We start from the raw sequence: 20,321 nt of genomic DNA on the forward strand, positions 1-20,321 counted from the left end.
TATGATAAAATATCATAAATGATATATAGTATCAATATCAAAACCTTTTACTTCATGGTCATCAAGCAAGATAAGGGTTTTTTGATCCTGAAAATCCTTTAATAATTGAAGAAGTAATTTTTGTGTGTATATATTAATTTCTTTTAAAGGTTCTTCAAGGATCAAAATTGGCTTTTGAGTGAGCAATGCTCTACAATACATTAGTAGTTTTTGTTGCCCAGACGTTAGGTTGCAGCCTAAATCCCCTATTTTGCTATCAAGCTTTAGCTGGTTTTGATGATCTTCATGTTGTTGTAAATGTTCCAATAAAAATTTAGCTTTTTCTTTGTTGGCTTCTTTTCTATTATATACAATCGCTTCATATACGTCTCTTCCATATAATGGAAAATCTTTTGAGACAATGGCAATATTTTTTCTGATGGTTTTTTCTGATAATTTATAACATTGGTGATCCCCAAAAGAAATATGACCGGTAGAGGGAGACATTAATTTTAATAATAAACGTATAAAAGTAGACTTGCCTGATCCGGATTTACCTTGTAATAAAGTGGTACTTTTTGGATTGATCAATAGTTGTAAATCATTAAAAATAGGTTTGGATGTATTAGGATATGTAAAACAAACATTATTAAAAATGATCTCTCTATCATCTAATTTTATATTTTCAAACGGCAGTTGGTTTTCCTTGGGAAGATCAAGAATGTCAATAAGCTTTGTAAAAGAAATATCCCCAAGTTTCCATACAATACTTACTCGTAAACTTCGTCTTAAAACTGGTAAAATAGAGATGATCAATAAAATCAATACTAGCAAAGAAGAACCACCAAGCTTACTTTCAGCTTGTTGAGATGCTGTAAATACATAGGTCATAATGATACCTAACATAGTATACGTCACAGCAGGAATCATCGATTGTAGTAATGCAACAACTTTTGCATAACGTTTCCCTATAATATATAGTTTGTCTGACCGTTTTAGATATCTTTTTTCTTCCGGTAAATACTTGTTGAATGCTTTTAGCGCCAGAATGCTCCTCAAACGCGTATTGACAAAGCTTAGCATTCCTGATCGTGTATTTCTTCTTTCCAGAGATACTTTGTACAACGCTTTGTTGATAGCCCACAATATTATAGAAGAAAAAGCAATACAACCTGCGATGATTAATGCCAGATTTACATTAATACTGCCAATAGCAATGACAACGATAAGTAATAAGACAATATCTTGGGAAAAACGTATAAGTCCGTTTTTCATATAGTTTTGTATACTTTTCATATCTCCACTATATCTGAGCAAGTATTTTCCGATGCCTTTGGTATCATAAATATTCATAGCAACTTGTAGTTGATTCTGAAAAAGTCGCTCTCGTAGTGTTTTGCTAAATCGTTCTCCAGTCAAAGAAATACTGTATCGATTTAGGTATTCAAATCCAAGTCTAAGGGCTACCAAGGCAAAAAAGAACCCCAAAAAGGATTGGAAATTTGACGCATCCATAAACGGAATAAATTTAAAAGCTGCTAACCTATGCGAAGAGAAACCAAAACTAAGCTCGTAGAATTTACCAATACTAATAGGAATCATAATAGTTAAAATATTATAACATAGTCCTGTTAAGAGTGCTATAGTAATCAGTAAGCTATTCTTACCGGCAAAACTTTTGATGATATTCCATTTATTACGAGGCATAATTATAATTTGATAGGTTTTATTTTTATTCTGAATACAAGAGGCAGGTCAATCCCTGAAAATTAGGGTATCGTTCTTCAGGGATTATGGTTTGACCTATCCACTTGAACAGCAGTTAACTTATTTATGAATCTAAAAATCGTAAATCTTTATCGACAGGTAATAATGCACATTGTTGTTGTTTTCCAAACCATTTGTATCGATTTGTAGCTATAACATCATATACCTTATTTCGTATAAAACGCGGAACTATTGTGAATAGCGCTAAAAAACTCCATGGTGCATTCAAGTGACTACATATTCGTAATACAGCATCACTTTTTTGATATACATTTCCTTGTTCTATAACCACAATAGATGAAAGATTAGTATCAATGCTATATTGTGCTAATAATCGTTGCCCTATATCGGATTGTAAAGAAGCAAATTGGTATCTCTGATCTTTTTCTCTTTTTAAAATAAATTGAACCCAGCCATTACATAAATTACAAACACCATCAAAGAGTACTACCGGTTTGGTTATGGTATCTATAGTATTGTCTTCGGGCAAAGTCATTTTTGATTTATGTTGCGAAGGTTTCCAAAGTTTTTCAACATCAAAGAATGATAAGAACATCAATCCTGTAAGTTGATATCTAAAGGTGATTCCCATAATAAAGAAAATTCCCCAATGCATGAGCCATGTCATTACTGCCCATACCATTCCCCATCTTCTTTTTACCAGAGCTATAGGAGCGCCAAGCTCAATCACAAAAGTCAATATACCCATGACTAGAAACAACCAGGCATGTTCATATATAAAACTAAAGAACGGAGAGGTTTCGGCAACTAATATTTCCTTACGTAGTGCATCTACCGCTACTTGTGAACGCATTGCACTTCCATTTGCCCATTCTAATGCCAGATCTCCTGCAACTTTGGCTATTCCCGAGAGTAGATATGTACATACTGTTGCTGCACAAATAAGTTGTATAGGCCACCCATATTGCCATTGAGCATTAGGTGTTTTTATCCCTTTCTTTTTCTTTTGCCATGCATCCCATGACCATGCATCGGCAGATGCTACAAGTCCTAATATTACAATATGTAGGATAAGGCCATTACGATTATGATAAATCATAGACCAGGAATTACGATAGGTAAAATATAAAAGGATAAGTATTGCAAAAGCAGGTCCCGTAAATTTAAACTTCCAACCGATAATATATGCTACATTCAAAATAATCAATCCTATACTGATCCACCAGAATACTGTTTCTGAGATAGGTTGTACCATCCAATTTAGAATTCCTACAGGATCAAAAGCTTCTGTATTACCTACCATTCTTTGAAGCATATCAAATCTTGATAAAAGATACCAGAGACAGAACCCTCCTGTTGCAATGCGTAACACTGCCAAACGCTCCGGAGCTACGGCAATGAACCAGTGTTTTTTTATGTTGTTGAAGAACGCTTTCATTATTTCTTGATGTTATAGTGTGCTATTTTTTTCTCACGAACGGGTAACGTATCTTTTTTTAAAAAATAATTTTCGAGATGATAATACCCTCTTACTAATTCTACACGGTTAATTTTTGTGTAAGGCTCTTTTTTCTTCTTGGCAATTTTTTGAGCAACTTGTTTTGTGAATTCAGCAGCATTTTCAGATCGTGCTGCCTTTTTAATTTGTCGTCTTACTTGATTAAAACCTCCTGTACCGGTTAATCGATAAGGAATGTGATATCGATTTTGTGCTTCATCATATCCTACAAGATGATATACACCGTAGGTAACTCCTCTTTTCATAGAGAACATGGGGTAGTAGGATAGCGGAAAATTATCTTTTGGTTTGTTTACCCAGTTTTGGATTACCGGCGATAATAGTAGTCCTAAGACTACTACACTCGCCAATATAGCTTGGTTTTGAGAATATTTCATGATTTTTATGTATAAATGATATGATTTATATAAATCTATACAGCAACGTGTATTGAGGGTTCAAGCAATTGGTTTAATACGTCTGGTTGTAGCAACTTGTCTAAGGTAAGTACCGGGATTTCGCATCTATTTTCAACTTCAGAAACCAAAAGTGGGCTACCTGTAAATAAACCTCCTAGAGCAAATAGGCGTTTTCCAAAAATAGGAGACAAGAACTGCACACCTGTATTTACGGCTAAACTATCGCAACAAGATAGAATTACATGGTCAACAGTTTCTGTAAATAATGGATGTTCTAATAACATACTGGTTTCCTGTTGGTACAATCCATCGGCGATTTCTATAACCACATAATCAGGATTTACATGAGCAACATCAGAAAGTAAACTTTCATACAAGTGCATTAATGTATCCAAATCGCACAAATAGGTAGATGGAAATCCAAATTCTGAAAAATCGCTTACAGTGTCTGCTCCACAATCATAAGCTAACATTCTGTCTTTGTTAAATACGGTTCCTGTAAGTTTAATATAGGCTACTTTTGATCCGGTAGCTTTTAGGCCACGACATAAGTAGGCAGCTGTAGTCGTTTTACCACTATCCATACTGGATCCCAGCGAAAGAATCGTTTTGAAATTTCTAATTTTTCCGGGATTGAACTTTGTTGCTTCTCTATGATGATATATACTATTAATCACCTTACCATCATGATCGGTTGCATATCCTACTAATTTTAATTTGGTTGGGCCTTTAACCAATAATTTATAGAACATAGAAACGACTTCGCCGGCAACACCTCCTTTACCTAGTAAGTCATATTCTTGCATATATTCCTTAGGAACATATCCTTCAAATTGATTACTAGCGTAGCGGTTACCAAAAGATAACATGATGTGGTCACCTGCAAAAATATAACAGTTTCTTCCTTCATGATCTTGTATTGCATTGAGTGAACCAATACTTACAACCTCGAAGATGGCTACGTCACCGGCAATAGGTTTATGTGTTTTTATATTGTTCTCATTAATGGTGTACTCAGTAATGTGCTTACAAATATTTGATTTTTTAATAGCTTTCATAATGTATGATATTTTGTGTTTTTTAATATTGTTATTCTTATAAGAGGAGAAGAAGAATAACGTGACACAATTTTTTTCTTTTTTTTCAAAATTTTTGAAAAGAAAGCTATTTATAGATGACCAAATATCTATTGCTAGTCCAATAGTTAAAGCTTGTGAATACTTTATTTATGGTATATGACAGCTATTTTTGTCTTTTTCGAATACGTCGTAAGGGTCGTATCATAAAAAGCAAAAATAAGAGGATACCGGCAGAGACCAAACCAATCCAGATAGAAGAATTTGTATATATTTTATGCGTGTCAATTTCGCCCAATAGGATGAAATTTGCCCAATAGTAAGGGTGTCTTTTATTGGGTTCTGAGTTGTTGAGGTAATTTAGTTTGGCCTCGTGTAGCGCTAAATCGGTAGCTTGAGCTGCATGGATATTTTCTAGAAAAGAAGTTGTTATTTTCAAAGAACTAGCCTCTGAGGCATTCCATAAACTGGATAGAATATTATGTGCACCTCCTAATAAAAAGGATTTACTCATTCCCAATACCCCTTCGCCATTATAAATTTTTCCACTAGCAGAATGACAAGCACTTAGTAAAACCAGATTTGCATTTAATCGGTTGCTATACAGGTCTCTGGGAGCAAGTAAAAATTCTTGTTGTTCCTGTCGGTCATCAAAAATAATACAGGATCTTTTTGGGTCATCTACATCTACAAGTCCATGCAAAGACAAGTGAATAATATCTGCTTTTGAACTATGCCGTAAAAAATTCTCTAGAGTAGCTTCTGTATCGATAAATGTTTTTCCATTGAAAATAGCAGCTCCCTGCTCTATTTCTTTTTGAGATAATGAAAGTTGAGCAAGGTTTTCGTCTCCAAAAAAGCGCTTACGTGCTTTTATTTTTTGAGTGAGGTCTTTACTATATTTAGAACCAAAGCCCATATAGGTATCTAATTTATCCCGATGTTGTTTTCGAAATAACAATGCAGTCGAGTAAGAGTAAGAAACTGCATAGTTTTCTATCAAAAACTGGTTAGGGTAATTTTTTTTATCTGTTAAGGCTTCAAAAGACAGTTTATGCAATTCTCCATCAGGAATAATGCAGAGGCGATTGATTTTTTGTGTGGTTTTTGCTAAACCTTGTTGCAAAAGATTGTCAAAAATCAACTCAGAAAAAGGAACAGAGACTTCTGACTTAGGATCACGACATTGTGCCACAAAATCATGAAGCGCATTTTTGAGTTGGGCATCGCGAGCAATACGTATCGGAAAAAAATCATTTTTTGTAATCCAAAAACTATAAATGGTATGTGCTGAGCTAAAATATTCTACCACAGCCATATCATCGGGGAGAGACTTTTGTATATCTTCTATATCTAATTGTTTGGTAAACGCATATTTTTCTTTAAAGTATGTAGGCTCTTTTTGCTCTATTTCTTTGATATAATTATCAAGGGCATATTGTGCTTTGCTATAGGTTTGTAGTAATGAATCCCGATTTTCTTCTATAGCTTCTGTGAGTAAGGCTTCTTGCATATGCATTTCTTGTCGCAATTCTTTTTCTTTGGCTATCATATTTGCAGGAACATTAGATTGCAATGCGTTTACCTGATTGAGTTCGTATTGCAGTACGATGGCTTTGGTTCTCGAAGAGAAGAAATAAGCTTCTTTAAGATAAAAAGGGTCATCGGTAACTTGATAAAGCGTGAGTGCGTCTTCTACTGCTTGGTCATAATGCTCGAATTTTAGATTTAAAAAATCAAGTTTAGATTGTTCAAACTGAAAAGAAATCAAACTCTTATTGATCACAGAATCTATTTTGTGTTGTGTATAGAGGGCTTTTTTGAGGTATCCTATATCTCCTGAGGTTTTATGTTGTGCCTTAAAAGTTTGTACTTTGAGTTCTATCAGACGAATCAAATGTTCATCATCAAGGGCTTTTGCTGTACGTATAATAGGTACATGATCTTGATCAAAATCTACAATCGGAACCAGAATATCAAATGCCTTATTCAAGTATTGATTTGCTGTTGTAAGGTCTCCTTTTCGGATTAAAATATCACTTAAATTTTCATAAGCATGTACCAAGGATAATTTACTCTCTCCTTTTTCGACAATTTGTTTTCGTAATTCTAAGGATTTTAATAAATTATTTTCAGCGAGTTTAAATTTTTCTTCATCAGCATAGATTAAAGCCATGATTTCTAAAGCAATAGCGTAATAAAAAGGTTCGTTTTTATCATTTAACAATTTTAATGAATGGTTGATCATTTGCTTTGCATTATTATATTCTTGTAATCCTAGATATGTATTCCCTGCATTTAAATACACCCATGCCAGATTTAACTTGGAAATAGATGTAGGATAATTCGTGTTGATTAATAAAGCTTGGTTAATATACTTTTTAGCTTTTATATGATCTTTAAAGTCATTGTTCATTGCAATCAAATCATTATATGCTTGAAATTCTCTTTCTTTGCTCTCGGATTGTTTTTTATAGAGATTAGCCGCATTTTTGTAATACAATTCAGAACGAAAAGCATCGCTTAGATTCTGGTAAAATTTACCAATACCATGATATTTAAGTGCTAATTGGGATAGGGGGTATTTTGGGTCATTTTCAAAAATATAAAGGGCTTGATCAATATAAGGTTTGGCAGCTTCCAGATCATTTAAATATTGGTAACAGATACCGATATTATAAATGGTATTTGCTTTTTCTGAAGGGGGAACTTGCTCACAGTTTTTCCAAATGGGTACGACTTTGTCTTTAAAATAAAGGATAGCTTCTGTTTCCTGATTGAGTAAGTAGTGCGATACGCCTATTTTATGTAAGAGCTTCCCCTGGCGATAGCAATCTAATTGTTGATAAAGGGATTCAGTTTCAAGTTTCTTGATCAATTGTATATTTCTATCATATTGTTTTTGCTGTAAATTTTGATTGAGTTGCTCATAATGCCGTTCAAAAAAATCATGGATATCTTGTTCTGATGTAGTTTCTGTTTGTGCAAAGAGTATCGCTCCAAAAAACAAGAGGAGATAACTGAGGGGGTATTGTATATGGGTCATGACGTGTGTTATCAACTTCGTATAACTAATATAGCAAATTGTTAAAATTGATCCCTCATGATTGTAGAAAACTTAAAAGAATTAGACTTAATTTATTTTTTTGTTAACATTTGATTAAAGTGTAACGTAGTTAGTAGTGAGTTTTTGAGTAATGAGTAGTGAGTAAAAAATATGAGTTTGAAGTATAGGGGTAAAAGTATGGGATTAGAAGTACAGAGTAAAAAGTACGAAGTTAGAGGTAAAACTAATCCGTCATGCTGAACTCGATTCAGCATCGCATTAGAGCATCGAAAAATATCTGTGATCCTGAATCAAGTTTGGGGTTACATATTCGTTTTAAATTTTTACTTTCAATTTCAAAACTCAAGAACTCGTAACATAAATACCCACAATGAAGCATCCCGAACGTTAGAAAGGTTATATCCGTAAATATGGGAAGTAGTGCAAGCCTTGTATAGAGCGACGCATCCCGGTGTATGCGCTAGGATAACCATACATTGTGCGATTGCCATTGTTATCCACACGATAGTTAATCCACTCCGCATGGGAGGAGTTATTTTTGATTCATTGTTGTCAAACTGAGCTTGTCGAAGTTTTTCATCTTACCGTTTTCAAAGAGTCTTCGATAGGCTCAGACTGACAGTTCGTTAATTCTTTTATTCATAAAAATTATAGACATTCATCCTACTTATCTAAGCGTCATGCTGAACTTGATTCAGCATCTCATTAGAGAATAAAAAGCATTTTGTGCAACCCTGAATTGAGTTCAGGGAGACAAAGAGATGTGTAATATTTACTCATAAAAAAAAGAGGTTAAATACTTTTAACCTCTTTTCTTTTCAAACAAGACAGCTTAGGGGTATTCAAACATTTATTTTTTAATAACCATTTGTGTTGTAGTATGTCCGCCAATATCTATTTTGGCAAAATAAGTACCGGGGCGTAATTGTTGAGTAGCTGCCCAATTGATTACGGTGTTATCTTGCATGGTATTGAATTGATCTTGTAAGATTAATATACCTTGTTGATTATACATAGAAACAGTGACGTGTTGCCTATCTTTTTCTTTTATATCTATATCTAATTGTAGCGTTTCTCGAAAAGGATTGGGAAACAGTGTTGAGGTTGGGGTCTTTTGTACAGCTCCGGTGGTCGTTTTTGTAACAGAGGTACAAGCAGTTCCCAGTTGCGTAAAGGCAGCCGTAAAGTTGATCGCTCCGTTTGCTACTACTTTCTCAAATAAGTCAGATGAGGTGGTAGAAGTATTGATCAGCGCGCAACGGATTTGTTGTTGATCAAATTGTTGTTGGTGAGTGGCTAGTATTGTAGCCATTGCAGTAACATTTGCAGTAGCAAAAGAAGTTCCTGTTTGATATCCCATACCTCCTGTCATGATAGGACCGGGTATATTTTCTCCGAGTATTGCAACATCTACACTACGTTGCCCAAAACTACTGAAGGGGCTAAGTTTACCATTACAATCGGCAGAAGCTACAGATAGGATGTTGTTGTTGGGATAAGATGCGGGAAAAGAAATGATGGCATCCGTGTCATTATTCTCATTAGTATTACCGGCAGCAGCAATCACCAATGCTCCCATTTGCTCAGCATAATCTATCGCTATTTTTAGCGGTTTGCCATTAGGATTTTCATTGATATTTTGATAACTAAAACTAAGATTTAGGATATCAGCTCCTTCATTAACGGCATCCAGGATCGCAGGAATCAAATTGGATACAAAACCACGCCCCATATCATCATGTGTTTTTCTGATATCAAAAGTAATATTGGCAAGCCCTCCTTGCTGACTTAATAGATGGTGAATGACTCCGGCAATATGCGTACCATGACCATTACCATCTTCGGGAATGGTATCATCATCAATATAATCATATCCTGTATAGTTTTGGATATTAAATGAATATCCATTGGGATTGGTTGGTTGAGGAGTGAATCCAGTATCAAAGACAGAGATTTTTATAGGAGCAGTGCCCAAAGGTTGTTGTGGGATGATATCTTGAAAACAAGATAATGGAAAATTACCTGGAGGATTTCGATCAATAGATCCGGTATTAAAGTTAGCACTATTAATTTCTGTTTTACCTTGAGCATTCATAGCTTGTCCATCAATATTGGTTACCGTTTGCCCTTGTGCGGTGATATATGGGAATGCTATGGTGTTCCATAATCTGAGGTTGATTTCTTCTCGATACCAGATTTCTTCAGAATTAAGTTCTTCTAATAAACGGTTAACTTCTTGCTGACTAATGCCCGGTGCTAATTTTACAAAATATAAAGAAGGGTGTTTGATTACTTCGTCTTCTTCATCTTCGTCTTCATCGTCTTCATCATCGTCATCGTCGTCATCATCATCATCGTCTTTGGAGATATTTGTGGGCTGGGGTGATGCATTTGTGTTGCCGGTATTTTGTTGCCCTGTTACCGGTAGCTGAAACAGTAAACAAAGAATTACGATAGCTATGCTTTTTAATGTTTTCATATTCAAGTGGATTATGTTGTTAAATGAAATGTGTTTTTTAAAATGATAATGTTTTACTTTTTTGTTTTTCTGTATAAGTACTAAAGATGGAAAACGTGACATTCTTTGTGTACTTTTTTATTATTAACAGCTCAAAAATTGATTACCCTACCAAAAATGTGTGAAAAATTTATAGTATATGTTTACCTAGGAGTAGAGCCATATTTAGCATGAAGGTTTGAGAGGAGAGTAATTTATAATACACTTCGTCACCCTGAACTTGATTCAGGTTCACATATACTGGTTTTTTGATGCACTAGTGGGATGCTGAATCGAGTTCAGCATGACGGCAGTTAAGAAATAGCTTTGAGTTCTTAAATTTTGATCATTTCTGAGTAAAAAATTATAATACGTATCGTCACCCTGAACTTGATTCAGGTTCACATATACTGATTTTTTGATGTTCTAGTGAGATGCTGAATCTAGTTCAGCATGACGAAGCATATAGTATTACTTCGAGATATATCCGTCCGTCACCCTGAACTTAATTCAGGGGCGCATATACTGGTTTTTTAATGTTCTAGTGGGATGTTGAATCGAGTTCTTTATTTATATTCAGCGTTCTAAATTTCTAACTTTTAACTTTGTACTTCTAACTTTACATATGTGATGTAGTGAATTTTATATAGTAGTTTTATTCTTCATTCATTTCTTTTAATAATTCTTGTGCTTTTTTATAATTCCAATCAGTCGGTTTAATCTGTTGTAATTGTTGTTTTGCTTTTTTGGTTTTTTTGCTCAACACATAAGCTAAGGACTGATACCAACGGATTTCTTGCTCGTATTTTGGATTGGTTTTAATACTGTTGTTAAATTGTGCAATGGCTCCTCTATAATCTTTACTCAATAATAAAGATAAACCGTGATAATATAAGTCTTCTTCATTTGGGGATTCTAGTTTTTGAAAATACGTAGCAGCTGTCACATATTTTTTTGCATTAAATTCTTGTATGGCTGTAACTCTGGTTTTATCTTCTGTTATCGTTCCTTTAGACACTCCGGGATGCAATATCTCTTGTTCTTCGAGATAATTTTGTGCTAAGGTATTAGGAGCTACAGGAGCATTGTATAGTACTTGTAGTGTAACTATTAGTGTGATGCAAGCTGCAGCAGCCAAAAACATTTTTATATAGGTAGATGATTTGCTTTTCTTTTGGGGTTCGGGCTCATGAGTAGCGATATCATGCTCCTCACGAAGCATTTCTTGCCATCGTACCTTTAGATCGTTATCCAACTTTTTTGCCAAAAACTGTTCTAGGATTTTATCTTCTTCTTCTGGCGAGATGTTTGGATCTAAGAGATTATTAATGTTGTCTTTCATTTTGTATTGTAATAAATATTGCTAATAATTTTGAGCAAATTGCTCTTTTAATTGTTTGATGCAACGTTCTTTTTGTTTTCTGATTGTTGCAGGGCTCTTTTGGATTTCTTCTGCAATTTCTGTCAACTTCATTTTACCATAAAAATGCCAGGTTAATAGTTGTTTACAGGATTCACCTAATGACTCCCAGGCACTTGATAGTTTCGTAAACGCTTCTGATGGTATTGTATCAGTTTCTTCTTTTTGCGCCAGATACGCAATACCATCGATGTCTGTAGTTGCCTTTTTCTGATTTTTTAACCACATCTGAGAGGCCATTTTGGTAAATAGAAAACGCAAATTTCCATATTTTAATTTTCCATCTACAAATCGTGTTCTGAATTCAAGCAATGCATCCATGGTAGCATCGTATGCATCTTCATAACTTGATTTATATTCTCTACATAAATATTTCAACGTTTCTCCAAATTGTTTCAAAAATACTTGCTCAAAAAATTGAGTGTCATTTTTTTGCAAATCAGCTACTAGTTTGTTAAACGATGTTTCCGTTAATCCAAAATTTTTGTGTTCCATTCTTATTTATTAGGTTTTGCCAACAAGGATATAGAATAGCTTAACTAAATGTACTAAGAAAAAAACGGTTTGATCACTGATTTTGTATGTATAAATCAAAAAAGTAAAAAACGTGACATGATTTTACCAAGAAATTTTAAAATCTTGTGTTTTTTTATATAGCCATTTATGAACTATTACGATATTAAAAAGTATTCTTTATTTGAGATTGCTCTACTCTCATCATGATATTTGCATACTATTGCCCTTATATTGGTATAAGTTGTTATATTGATTTGTGTTGTACATTTTGGCAGCAAATCATTTTGTAGTCGATATGAAACAAAATTCACTTCTTCAAAAATGTACTAAATACTGTATTTTGTAGACTAAACAGGTGAAAAAAGAATTACCCTACTTTTTTATTAAAAAAATAGTAAGCCCTCAGGATTTTTTTTGAAGAAAATGATATTTACTCATATCAATATGCGTTTTTTCTTGTTTCTGAATCTAAAAGAGAAGTCGTGATCAATTACAGGAATAATTGTTCAAGATTATTGTTTGTAAAAGGAGTAATTGATGTTAAATTATCATTTTAGTATCATTTTTGAATGTAAAATGTTATTTTTAAAGGCCTTAACCTACAATTTATTTTTTGAGTCTAGATATCCTTTATTTATTCCTTTATCAGGAAGAGCCTGTTAATCCTGTATTTAGAACTGTACTAGGAGTAATTATTACTGTTAGTATTGTATCTATATGTGTTTATTACGTTTTAAGGTATCTAGAAACGATTTATGTAAAATATTATAAGAAGCCTTATTATGTTCATTTCTATCCAAGTATCAAAAAGTTGCCAGCTCACCTTCAACTATTCTTAGAAGAACATGATTTTTATAAATCATTAGATAAAAAGAGGAAAAAATTTTTTGTACACCGGTCTGCCAAATTTCTTGAAGCTACACATTTTGCAGGACGAGAAGGACTTGTTATCGATGACTTTATGCGTATGCAAGTGACAATGATGGTGATTCAACTTACTTTTGGAATGCGCCATTATCTTCTTGAATATCTTAATACAATTGTGTTATACCCGTCGTCGTTTTATTCTATCCTAAATCAAACAGAAAATATAGGTGAATTTAATCCCAGATCCAAAGCATTGGTCTTATCCTGGAAAGATTTTCAAAAAGGAAATTTGCATCAGGAGAAAGGTAAGAGTTTAGGAATTCACGAACTTACCCATGCCATTCATCATAATTCAATTAAAAACAATGATATCAGTTCAGAGATTTTTTATGACACATTTCTTGAATTGGAAAAATATCTTGGAGCAGTAGAAATACGTCAAAAAATAGTAGAAACCAAAATATTGAGAGAATATGCTTTTACAGATAAGTTTGAATTTATTGCAGTGCTAGTCGAGGTATTTATGGAGTCTCCAAAAGAATTAGAACAAACGTTTCCTGAGATTTATGAGTATGTGAAACAAATGCTTAATTTTAGATATTTTGATGTGTAATAATTTTCTATTTCTTTTGGAAAAGGTATATTTAAATATTAAAAACAAAATCAAATGGAAGAATTTCGACAATCGATACCGGTTAGCTCTTTGACAGATGAAAAAAGAGTCGCTTTTTATAAAAAGACATACACTCATCTTGCAATGGCTGTTTTATTATTTGTTATTGTAGAATGGCTATTTTTTCAGATCGAACCTATTGTAAATTTTGCATTTTCTATGACCCAGGGATGGAGATGGTTGATTATGTTGGGTGGTTTTATGCTAGCTACTTCGTATGCAGAAAAGATGGCGTTCAAAAATCATAATATCAATCAACAGTATTTAGGTTTATTACTCTATGTAGTTGCAGAGGCTTTTATTTTTATTCCTTTGATAGGTATTGCTATGATGATTGCAGAGAGTGGGGGAGCTAATATTCTTAATCAAGCTGCTGTATTAACACTTTCTTTATTTACAGGACTTTCTGCTATTGTTCTTATTACTAAAAAAGATTTTTCTTTTCTACGATCGATACTTACTATTGGTTTTTTTATAGCAATAGGTTTAATCGTAGCCGGAATGTTATTTGGATTTAATCTAGGATTGTGGTTTAGTGTAGGGATGGTTGTATTAGCATCAGGATCTATTTTATATCAAACATCTAATATGGTACATAAATATTCAGAAGATCAGTATGTTGGAGCATCTTTAGGATTGTTTGCATCACTAATGCTATTATTTTGGTACATCTTGAGTATTCTATCAAGATTTAGTGGAGATTAGATTTTTAAAACATTAATAAATAAATAACCCCTATAAGTAAATCTTATAGGGGTTATTTTTTATACTTTTTTCATAATATCGTTTAGTATCATAGTCGCATGAACTCTGGAATTTTCAATAAACCAAATATGGGTATCCATACCACCACAGATTACCCCAGCCAGATATAGATTTTTTATGTTAGTCTCCATCGTATCCTGGTTGTATTGTGGATATAACTTATGGTCGTTTGATAGTTCGATTCCTATTTGTTTTAAAAATGTAAAATTTGGTGTATATCCTGTTAATGCTAATACATAGTCATTATCAATATTAGACTCTCCTTCGGGAGTTTCAATACTGATTGTATTTGAGTCTATCTTTTTTACAGTACTATTATAATAAACTTTAATACTTCCTTCTTCGATACGATTTATGATATCGGGTCTTACCCAATATTTTACACGCTGACCAATTTCAGGTCCACGAATAATCATAGTTACTTCTGCACCCTTTCTATAACATTCTAACGCGGCATCAACAGCAGAATTACTTGCTCCTATGACTGCTAATTTTTGTTTTGCATAAAAATGTGGGTCTTTATAATAATGCGAAACTTTAGGAAGTTCTTCGCCTTGAACGTTGAGGGTATTGGGTAAATCATAAAAACCGGTTGCAACAATTACATATGTGCAAGAATATTCACTTTTATCTGTGGTGACGATAAACGAGTCATGATTTTTGGTTACAATATTGACTTTCTCAAAAAGTTGAATATTTAGATCATTAGACGTTACAATTCTTCTGTAATACTCCAATGCTTCATTACGTTTTGGTTTAGCCTCTTTACTAATGAATGGAATTTGATCTATTTCAAGTTTTTCTGAAGAAGAAAAAAACTGCATGTTAAGAGGATAATTATATAAGGAATTGGTTATCGTTCCTTTTTCTATAATAATATAATTGAGTCCTTTTTTTTGTGCTTCCAGACCACAAGCAATGCCTATAGGACCACCTCCGATTATAATTAAATCTGTCTTGATCATTTAAGAAATTATACTTTTTAGCTCCTTAATTGTTTGAACAGGATTTTTACTTTTGAATACAAAACTACCGGCAACAAGTACATCTGCACCAGCTTCTATAAGTTGTTTTGCGTTTTGATCGGTTACACCACCATCAATTTCAATCATGGTTTGTGAATTGTTTCTATTGATTATTTCTTTGAGTTGTTTAACCTTTTTATAGGTGTTTTCTATAAATGACTGCCCTCCAAATCCCGGATTGACACTCATTATACAAACCAAGTCAATATCATGGATTACATCTTCTAACAGAGAAACGTTTGTATGTGGATTTATAGCCACACCAGCTTTCATACCTTCTGATTTAATTGCTTGAAGCGTTCTGTGCAAATGTGTACATGCTTCATAATGCACAGTAAGAATATCACTTCCTAAATCAGCAAACGTTTTGATATATCTGTCTGGATCTACAATCATAAGATGTACATCAATTGTCTTGGAAGCATGTTTTACAATGTCTCGCAAAACAGGCATTCCAAATGATATATTAGGAACAAAAACTCCATCCATAATATCAATGTGAAACCAATCGGCATCACTATTGTTAATCATTTCTACATCTCTTTGAAGATTAGCAAAATCAGCTGCTAATACAGAAGGAGCGATATATTTCATAGCTATAAAGTTGAATTATTTTTGGCAAAAGTACTACTTAAGTTTTAAACTCAGTACTCTTACTTTTTTTAAATTATTCAGCATGTCTAAAAGCCGTTGTTTATTCTGCAAATTATTATATCTAATCATGTGATTAGTTATACTGGTTTGATAAATTTTTGAATTAAATAGGATATGCTTTTGAAGTGTTCGGGATTATGTGTTTTTTCGTTTTCTAAAAAATTTTGCAATTCATCATGGCTATTATGACCTGATACAATGGTGAATGAAGAGTGATATTCTGAGAAAGAAATACCTTTTACCGGCTTATCTAACATTTTGATGATGTTGTAGTGTCTAGAATCTTTTTTTATTTTATCAAAAAGCGTTTTAATATCTTCTTCCTGACCTTCTAATACCTGAAAGAAGTTTCCCTCGGAATAAATTAAGATACCTGTTATTTTTTTATCATTATTTTGGAGCTTTACATACTTCATAAGTTCTTCTATATCAGAGTCTGATATGCTTTTGCTAATTGTACTTACATAGCTAACAATGTATCTCATTTTATTCAGGTTATGTCTATTTATTGTTTTGGTTGTTAACTAAAGTTACAAATTTTATATACTGTTTCGTATTGGATTTTGAGATTTTTAACTCCGAAAAGAGTTATAAACTATTTTGAATGCTTTTTAAGATGTGTTGTAAGTTTTTGATTAATAGTATTATAGTCAATAAATATTTAATCTGTGTCGTATCTTTTTCTTATTCGTATCTAGAGGATAAATACTTAAAGATTAGATGATCTAAACACTAAGGAGCGCAATTCTGATTTTAAAAAGAAAAAACCACCGGTAATCAGCCGGTGGTCATTCATCAATCAAAAAACGAACAGTTATGTTATAAAACTGTTTGTAGCCGCAAATTTAGGAATTTATCCTAAATATGTTTTCAATATTTTACTTCTTGAAGTATGTTTTAATCTTCTTATTGCTTTTTCTTTGATTTGTCTTACACGTTCGCGAGTAAGATCAAATGTTTCTCCTATTTCCTCTAGAGTCATAGGATGCTGATCTCCAAGGCCAAAGTATAACCTAATAACATCTGCTTCTCTAGGAGTAAGTGTTTCTAATGCTCTTTCTATTTCGGTTCTAAGCGACTCATGTAATAATGTTCTGTCAGGATTAGGAGACTCTCCAGAGTTCAATACATCATAAAGGTTAGAATCCTCACCTTCTACTAGAGGTGCATCCATACTAACATGACGTCCTGAGTTTTTCATTGACTCTTTTACATCATTAATGGTCATATCTAATTCTTTTGCAATTTCTTCTGCACTTGGTGGACGCTCATGAGATTGCTCTAAGAAAGCATATGTTTTGTTTATTTTGTTTATAGAACCAATTTTATTAAGAGGTAAACGAACAATACGTGATTGTTCTGCAAGTGCCTGAAGGATAGATTGACGAATCCACCACACGGCATATGAAATAAATTTAAAACCTCTTGTCTCATCAAAACGCTTTGCAGCTTTGATAAGTCCCAAATTACCTTCATTAATAAGGTCAGGAAGGGTTAATCCCTGATTTTGATATTGTTTTGCAACAGATACCACAAATCTAAGATTAGCCTTTGTTAGTTTTTCAAGGGCTCTCTCATCACCAGCCTTAATTCTTTGTGCTAATTCTACTTCTTCATCTGCAGTAATAAGATCTACTTTCCCTATTTCTTGCAAATATTTGTCTAGCGAAGCCGTCTCACGATTCGTAACCTGCTTCGTAATCTTAAGTTGTCTCATCTATGTTCTCCTTGAAATTTAATATGTGAATATTTAGGGCTTTTATCTTTTTATACGTAAGATGTTACCAAAATGTTACAAAATAGTTGATTTTTTATTTTAAATTTTATTTTTCAATAAATGAAAAGCCTCTCAAAGTCAAATAATTTAAGGGTTTGAAGATATTCTACAATACCAAAAAATCGCTTTTTGAATAATTCAAAAAGCGATTTTTTTGATGTAATTATGAATTAAAAAAATTAATTCTCTTTGTTTTGTTGTGGTTTTCTATCTCCTTTAGGTTTACCTTCAGGTCTAGGAGGTCTTTTAAGTAATGCTTTTCTAGATACCTTTTCTTTTCTGGTTTTTGGATCGATACCAAAATACTTAACGTCTATAACATCTCCAAGGTTTACAACATCGGTTACATTATTAGTACGTTCCCATGCCAATTCAGAAATATGGAGTAAAACTTCATTACCAGGTGCTTCTACATATTCTACAACAGCACCAAAATCAAGAATTTTTACCACTTTTACTTCATAAACACTGCCTACTTCAGCTTTAAAAGTTATCGCATTGATTCTTTGTATTACCTGATCTATTTTTTCTTGGCTAACACCTAGAATTTCAACAATTCCAAGATCTCCTTCTTCTTCAATTACAATAGTAGTTTCAGTTTCTTTTTGCATTTCCTGAATAACTTTACCTCCAGGCCCTATAACTGCACCAATATACTCCTCTGGAATAGTTACTTTAACCATTTTTGGAGCATGTGGTTTCACAGATTCATTAGGTGTAGCAATAGTATCAGTAAGTTTTTCTAAGATATGCAATCTGCCTTCTCTTGCTTGTTTTAGTGCTTTTACTAAAATCTCGTACGAAAGCCCTTTGATTTTGATATCCATTTGACATGCAGTAATACCATCTTCTGTACCAGTAACTTTGAAGTCCATATCTCCAAGATGATCTTCATCTCCTAAAATATCAGAAAGTACTGCATATTGATCTCCATCAGATATTAACCCCATCGCAATTCCTGATACTGGTTTTTTTAATTCAATACCAGCATCCATTAATGCCATAGTACCTGAACATACTGTTGCCATAGATGAAGAACCATTTGATTCTAATACTTCAGAAACAACTCTTACTGTATATGGGCAATCTTCAGGGATCATCCCTTTTAATGCTCTCTGTGCCAAATTTCCATGACCAACTTCTCTTCGTGAAGTACCTCTTAATGGTCTTGCTTCTCCAGTAGAGAAAGGAGGGAAGTTATAATGTAGATAAAATGTTTCTTCGCTCTGTTGCGTAGGGAGATCAATAACATTTGCTTCTCTAGAAGTACCTAGTGTAACTGTAGCTAATGCTTGAGTTTCACCTCTCGTAAAAATTGAAGAACCATGTGTAGAGGGTAAGTAATCAACTTCACACCATATTGGTCTAATATCAGTTGTTTTTCTACCATCTAATCGAATACCTTCGTCTAAAACAAGTTTGCGTACTGCTTCTTTGTGCGCTTTACTAAAATATTTAGACACTAGATCGCCTATTTCTTCTAGTTCTTCTTCTGTAAACATTGCTTTTATCTCTTCTTTTACCTCAGAGAAAGCTAAACCTCTCTCTTTTTTAGAAGATCCTGATTTTGCAATGTCATAACATTTTTGGTAGGCAGCTTCGTATATTTTCTTTTCTAATGCTTCATCATTGTTTTCTTCTTCATACTCACGAGTTTCTTTTTTACCGAAAGCTTCTGCAAGTTTTAGTTGCGCTTCGCATTGTACTTTGATAGCTTCGTGAGCAAATTTGATAGCTTCTGTCATTTCTTCTTCAGAAACTTCATCCATTTCACCTTCAACCATCGCTACAGAATCTGCAGAGGCTCCAACCATTAAATCTATATCGGCATTTTCTAACTGGGCACGACTTGGGTTGATGATAAATTCTCCGTCAACTCTTGCGACTCTTACTTCAGAGATCGGAGTTTCAAAAGGAATATCAGATAATTGAATTGCTGTAGAAGCTGCAAGTCCTGCCAAAGCATCAGGCATTACATCATCATCATGAGACATAAGTTGAATCATAACCTGAGTCTCTGCATGGTAATCTTTTGGAAAAAGAGGTCTAAGTACTCTATCTACTAATCGCATAGTAAGAATTTCTTCTGTACTTGGTCTTGCTTCTCTCTTGAAGAAACCTCCTGGATAGCGCCCGGCAGCTGCAAATTTCTCTCGATAATCTACGGTAAGGGGTAAAAAATCTACTGTACCTGCTTCATAAGAAGAAACTACGGTACATAATAGCATCGCTTTACCCATTTGAACTACAACAGACCCATGGGCTTGTTTTGCTAATTTTCCGGTTTCGAGGGTAATCTGTCTTCCATCACCCAAATCGATAACCTCTTGATACACTTTTGGAATCATATATTTTTTGTG

At 33.5% G+C, this 20,321-nt stretch carries 15 protein-coding genes; 2 read left to right on the forward strand and 13 right to left on the reverse strand.

Going from position 1 to position 20,321, the window contains the following annotated elements; translation table 11 throughout:
• Positions 1-12: 12 nt before the first annotated feature.
• From FHK87_RS21495 to FHK87_RS21535, 8 genes are all read right to left on the reverse strand, one after another.
• A complete protein-coding gene (locus FHK87_RS21495; RefSeq protein ID WP_140596570.1) occupies positions 13-1,686 on the reverse strand; it encodes an ABC transporter transmembrane domain-containing protein in 1,674 nt (557 codons plus the stop codon).
• 124 nt (positions 1,687-1,810) lie between these two features.
• Positions 1,811-3,145 (reverse strand): DCC1-like thiol-disulfide oxidoreductase family protein, encoded by a 1,335-nt coding sequence (locus tag FHK87_RS26405; RefSeq protein ID WP_226294363.1) that lies wholly within the window; start codon positions 3,143-3,145, stop codon positions 1,811-1,813.
• On the reverse strand, positions 3,145-3,603 hold the full coding sequence (locus tag FHK87_RS21505) for a hypothetical protein (protein ID WP_140596572.1): 459 nt from the start codon (positions 3,601-3,603) through the stop codon (positions 3,145-3,147). Before FHK87_RS21505 ends, FHK87_RS26405 begins: the two co-directional genes overlap by 1 nt.
• A gap of 35 nt (positions 3,604-3,638) precedes the next feature.
• Positions 3,639-4,682, reverse strand: coding sequence for a hypothetical protein (locus FHK87_RS21510; protein WP_140596574.1), 1,044 nt, complete (start codon positions 4,680-4,682; stop codon positions 3,639-3,641).
• A 184-nt stretch (positions 4,683-4,866) separates the two neighbouring features.
• Complete coding sequence (locus FHK87_RS21515) at positions 4,867-7,746, reverse strand: CHAT domain-containing protein (RefSeq protein WP_140596577.1); 2,880 nt, start codon at positions 7,744-7,746, stop codon at positions 4,867-4,869.
• A gap of 871 nt (positions 7,747-8,617) precedes the next feature.
• Positions 8,618-10,246, reverse strand: coding sequence for a S8 family serine peptidase (locus FHK87_RS21520; RefSeq protein ID WP_226294364.1), 1,629 nt, complete (start codon positions 10,244-10,246; stop codon positions 8,618-8,620).
• Between the two features lie 673 nt (positions 10,247-10,919).
• Positions 10,920-11,606 carry a tetratricopeptide repeat protein gene (locus FHK87_RS21530; protein ID WP_140596583.1) on the reverse strand — a complete coding sequence of 229 codons (687 nt, stop codon included), beginning with the start codon at positions 11,604-11,606 and terminating at the stop codon, positions 10,920-10,922.
• Positions 11,607-11,627: 21 nt separating this feature from the next.
• Complete coding sequence (locus tag FHK87_RS21535) at positions 11,628-12,179, reverse strand: RNA polymerase sigma factor (RefSeq protein ID WP_140596585.1); 552 nt, start codon at positions 12,177-12,179, stop codon at positions 11,628-11,630.
• Between the two features lie 634 nt (positions 12,180-12,813).
• Between FHK87_RS21535 and FHK87_RS21540 the strand changes: the two genes are divergently transcribed.
• Together FHK87_RS21540 and FHK87_RS21545 are read left to right on the forward strand one after the other, a co-directional pair.
• A complete protein-coding gene (locus FHK87_RS21540) occupies positions 12,814-13,680 on the forward strand; it encodes a zinc-dependent peptidase (RefSeq protein ID WP_226294365.1) in 867 nt (288 codons plus the stop codon).
• A gap of 54 nt (positions 13,681-13,734) precedes the next feature.
• A complete protein-coding gene (locus FHK87_RS21545) occupies positions 13,735-14,445 on the forward strand; it encodes a Bax inhibitor-1/YccA family protein (protein ID WP_140596589.1) in 711 nt (236 codons plus the stop codon).
• 59 nt (positions 14,446-14,504) lie between these two features.
• Here FHK87_RS21545 and FHK87_RS21550 read toward each other — a convergent pair whose 3' ends face one another.
• The 5 genes from FHK87_RS21550 to FHK87_RS21570 form a co-directional block, all read right to left on the reverse strand.
• Positions 14,505-15,470 (reverse strand): YpdA family putative bacillithiol disulfide reductase, encoded by a 966-nt coding sequence (locus FHK87_RS21550; RefSeq protein WP_140596591.1) that lies wholly within the window; start codon positions 15,468-15,470, stop codon positions 14,505-14,507.
• Entirely contained in the window at positions 15,471-16,124 is a 654-nt protein-coding gene (gene rpe, locus FHK87_RS21555) for a ribulose-phosphate 3-epimerase (protein ID WP_140596593.1), read from the reverse strand.
• A gap of 137 nt (positions 16,125-16,261) precedes the next feature.
• Positions 16,262-16,669, reverse strand: a complete 408-nt coding sequence (locus FHK87_RS21560; protein WP_140596595.1) for a BLUF domain-containing protein — start codon at positions 16,667-16,669, stop codon at positions 16,262-16,264.
• 368 nt (positions 16,670-17,037) lie between these two features.
• Positions 17,038-17,901 carry a sigma-70 family RNA polymerase sigma factor gene (locus FHK87_RS21565; RefSeq protein ID WP_024772554.1) on the reverse strand — a complete coding sequence of 288 codons (864 nt, stop codon included), beginning with the start codon at positions 17,899-17,901 and terminating at the stop codon, positions 17,038-17,040.
• A 239-nt stretch (positions 17,902-18,140) separates the two neighbouring features.
• The gene (locus FHK87_RS21570; protein WP_140596597.1) at positions 18,141-20,309 is read right to left on the reverse strand and encodes a polyribonucleotide nucleotidyltransferase; all 2,169 of its coding nucleotides are present in this window, start codon (positions 20,307-20,309) and stop codon (positions 18,141-18,143) included.
• Positions 20,310-20,321 lie beyond the last annotated feature (12 nt).

It is taken from the genome of Aquimarina algicola, from assembly GCF_006443095.1.
In the GTDB taxonomy this organism is placed as follows: Bacteria; Bacteroidota; Bacteroidia; order Flavobacteriales; family Flavobacteriaceae; genus Aquimarina; species Aquimarina algicola.

Excerpts from the sequence above, each read along its gene's own strand:
- FHK87_RS21495 (WP_140596570.1), bottom strand. The coding sequence starts at position 1,686 with ATGCCTCGTAATAAATGGAATATCATCAAAAGTTTTGCCGGTAAGAAT.
- FHK87_RS26405 (WP_226294363.1), bottom strand. The coding sequence starts at position 3,145 with ATGAAAGCGTTCTTCAACAACATAAAAAAACACTGGTTCATTGCCGTA.
- FHK87_RS21505 (WP_140596572.1), bottom strand. The coding sequence starts at position 3,603 with ATGAAATATTCTCAAAACCAAGCTATATTGGCGAGTGTAGTAGTCTTA.
- FHK87_RS21510 (WP_140596574.1), bottom strand. The coding sequence starts at position 4,682 with ATGAAAGCTATTAAAAAATCAAATATTTGTAAGCACATTACTGAGTAC.
- FHK87_RS21515 (WP_140596577.1), bottom strand. The coding sequence starts at position 7,746 with ATGACCCATATACAATACCCCCTCAGTTATCTCCTCTTGTTTTTTGGA.
- FHK87_RS21520 (WP_226294364.1), bottom strand. The coding sequence starts at position 10,246 with ATGAAAACATTAAAAAGCATAGCTATCGTAATTCTTTGTTTACTGTTT.
- FHK87_RS21530 (WP_140596583.1), bottom strand. The coding sequence starts at position 11,606 with ATGAAAGACAACATTAATAATCTCTTAGATCCAAACATCTCGCCAGAA.
- FHK87_RS21535 (WP_140596585.1), bottom strand. The coding sequence starts at position 12,179 with ATGGAACACAAAAATTTTGGATTAACGGAAACATCGTTTAACAAACTA.
- FHK87_RS21545 (WP_140596589.1), top strand. The coding sequence starts at position 13,735 with ATGGAAGAATTTCGACAATCGATACCGGTTAGCTCTTTGACAGATGAA.
- FHK87_RS21550 (WP_140596591.1), bottom strand. The coding sequence starts at position 15,470 with ATGATCAAGACAGATTTAATTATAATCGGAGGTGGTCCTATAGGCATT.
- rpe (WP_140596593.1), bottom strand. The coding sequence starts at position 16,124 with ATGAAATATATCGCTCCTTCTGTATTAGCAGCTGATTTTGCTAATCTT.
- FHK87_RS21560 (WP_140596595.1), bottom strand. The coding sequence starts at position 16,669 with ATGAGATACATTGTTAGCTATGTAAGTACAATTAGCAAAAGCATATCA.
- FHK87_RS21565 (WP_024772554.1), bottom strand. The coding sequence starts at position 17,901 with ATGAGACAACTTAAGATTACGAAGCAGGTTACGAATCGTGAGACGGCT.
- FHK87_RS21570 (WP_140596597.1), bottom strand. The coding sequence starts at position 20,309 with ATGATTCCAAAAGTGTATCAAGAGGTTATCGATTTGGGTGATGGAAGA.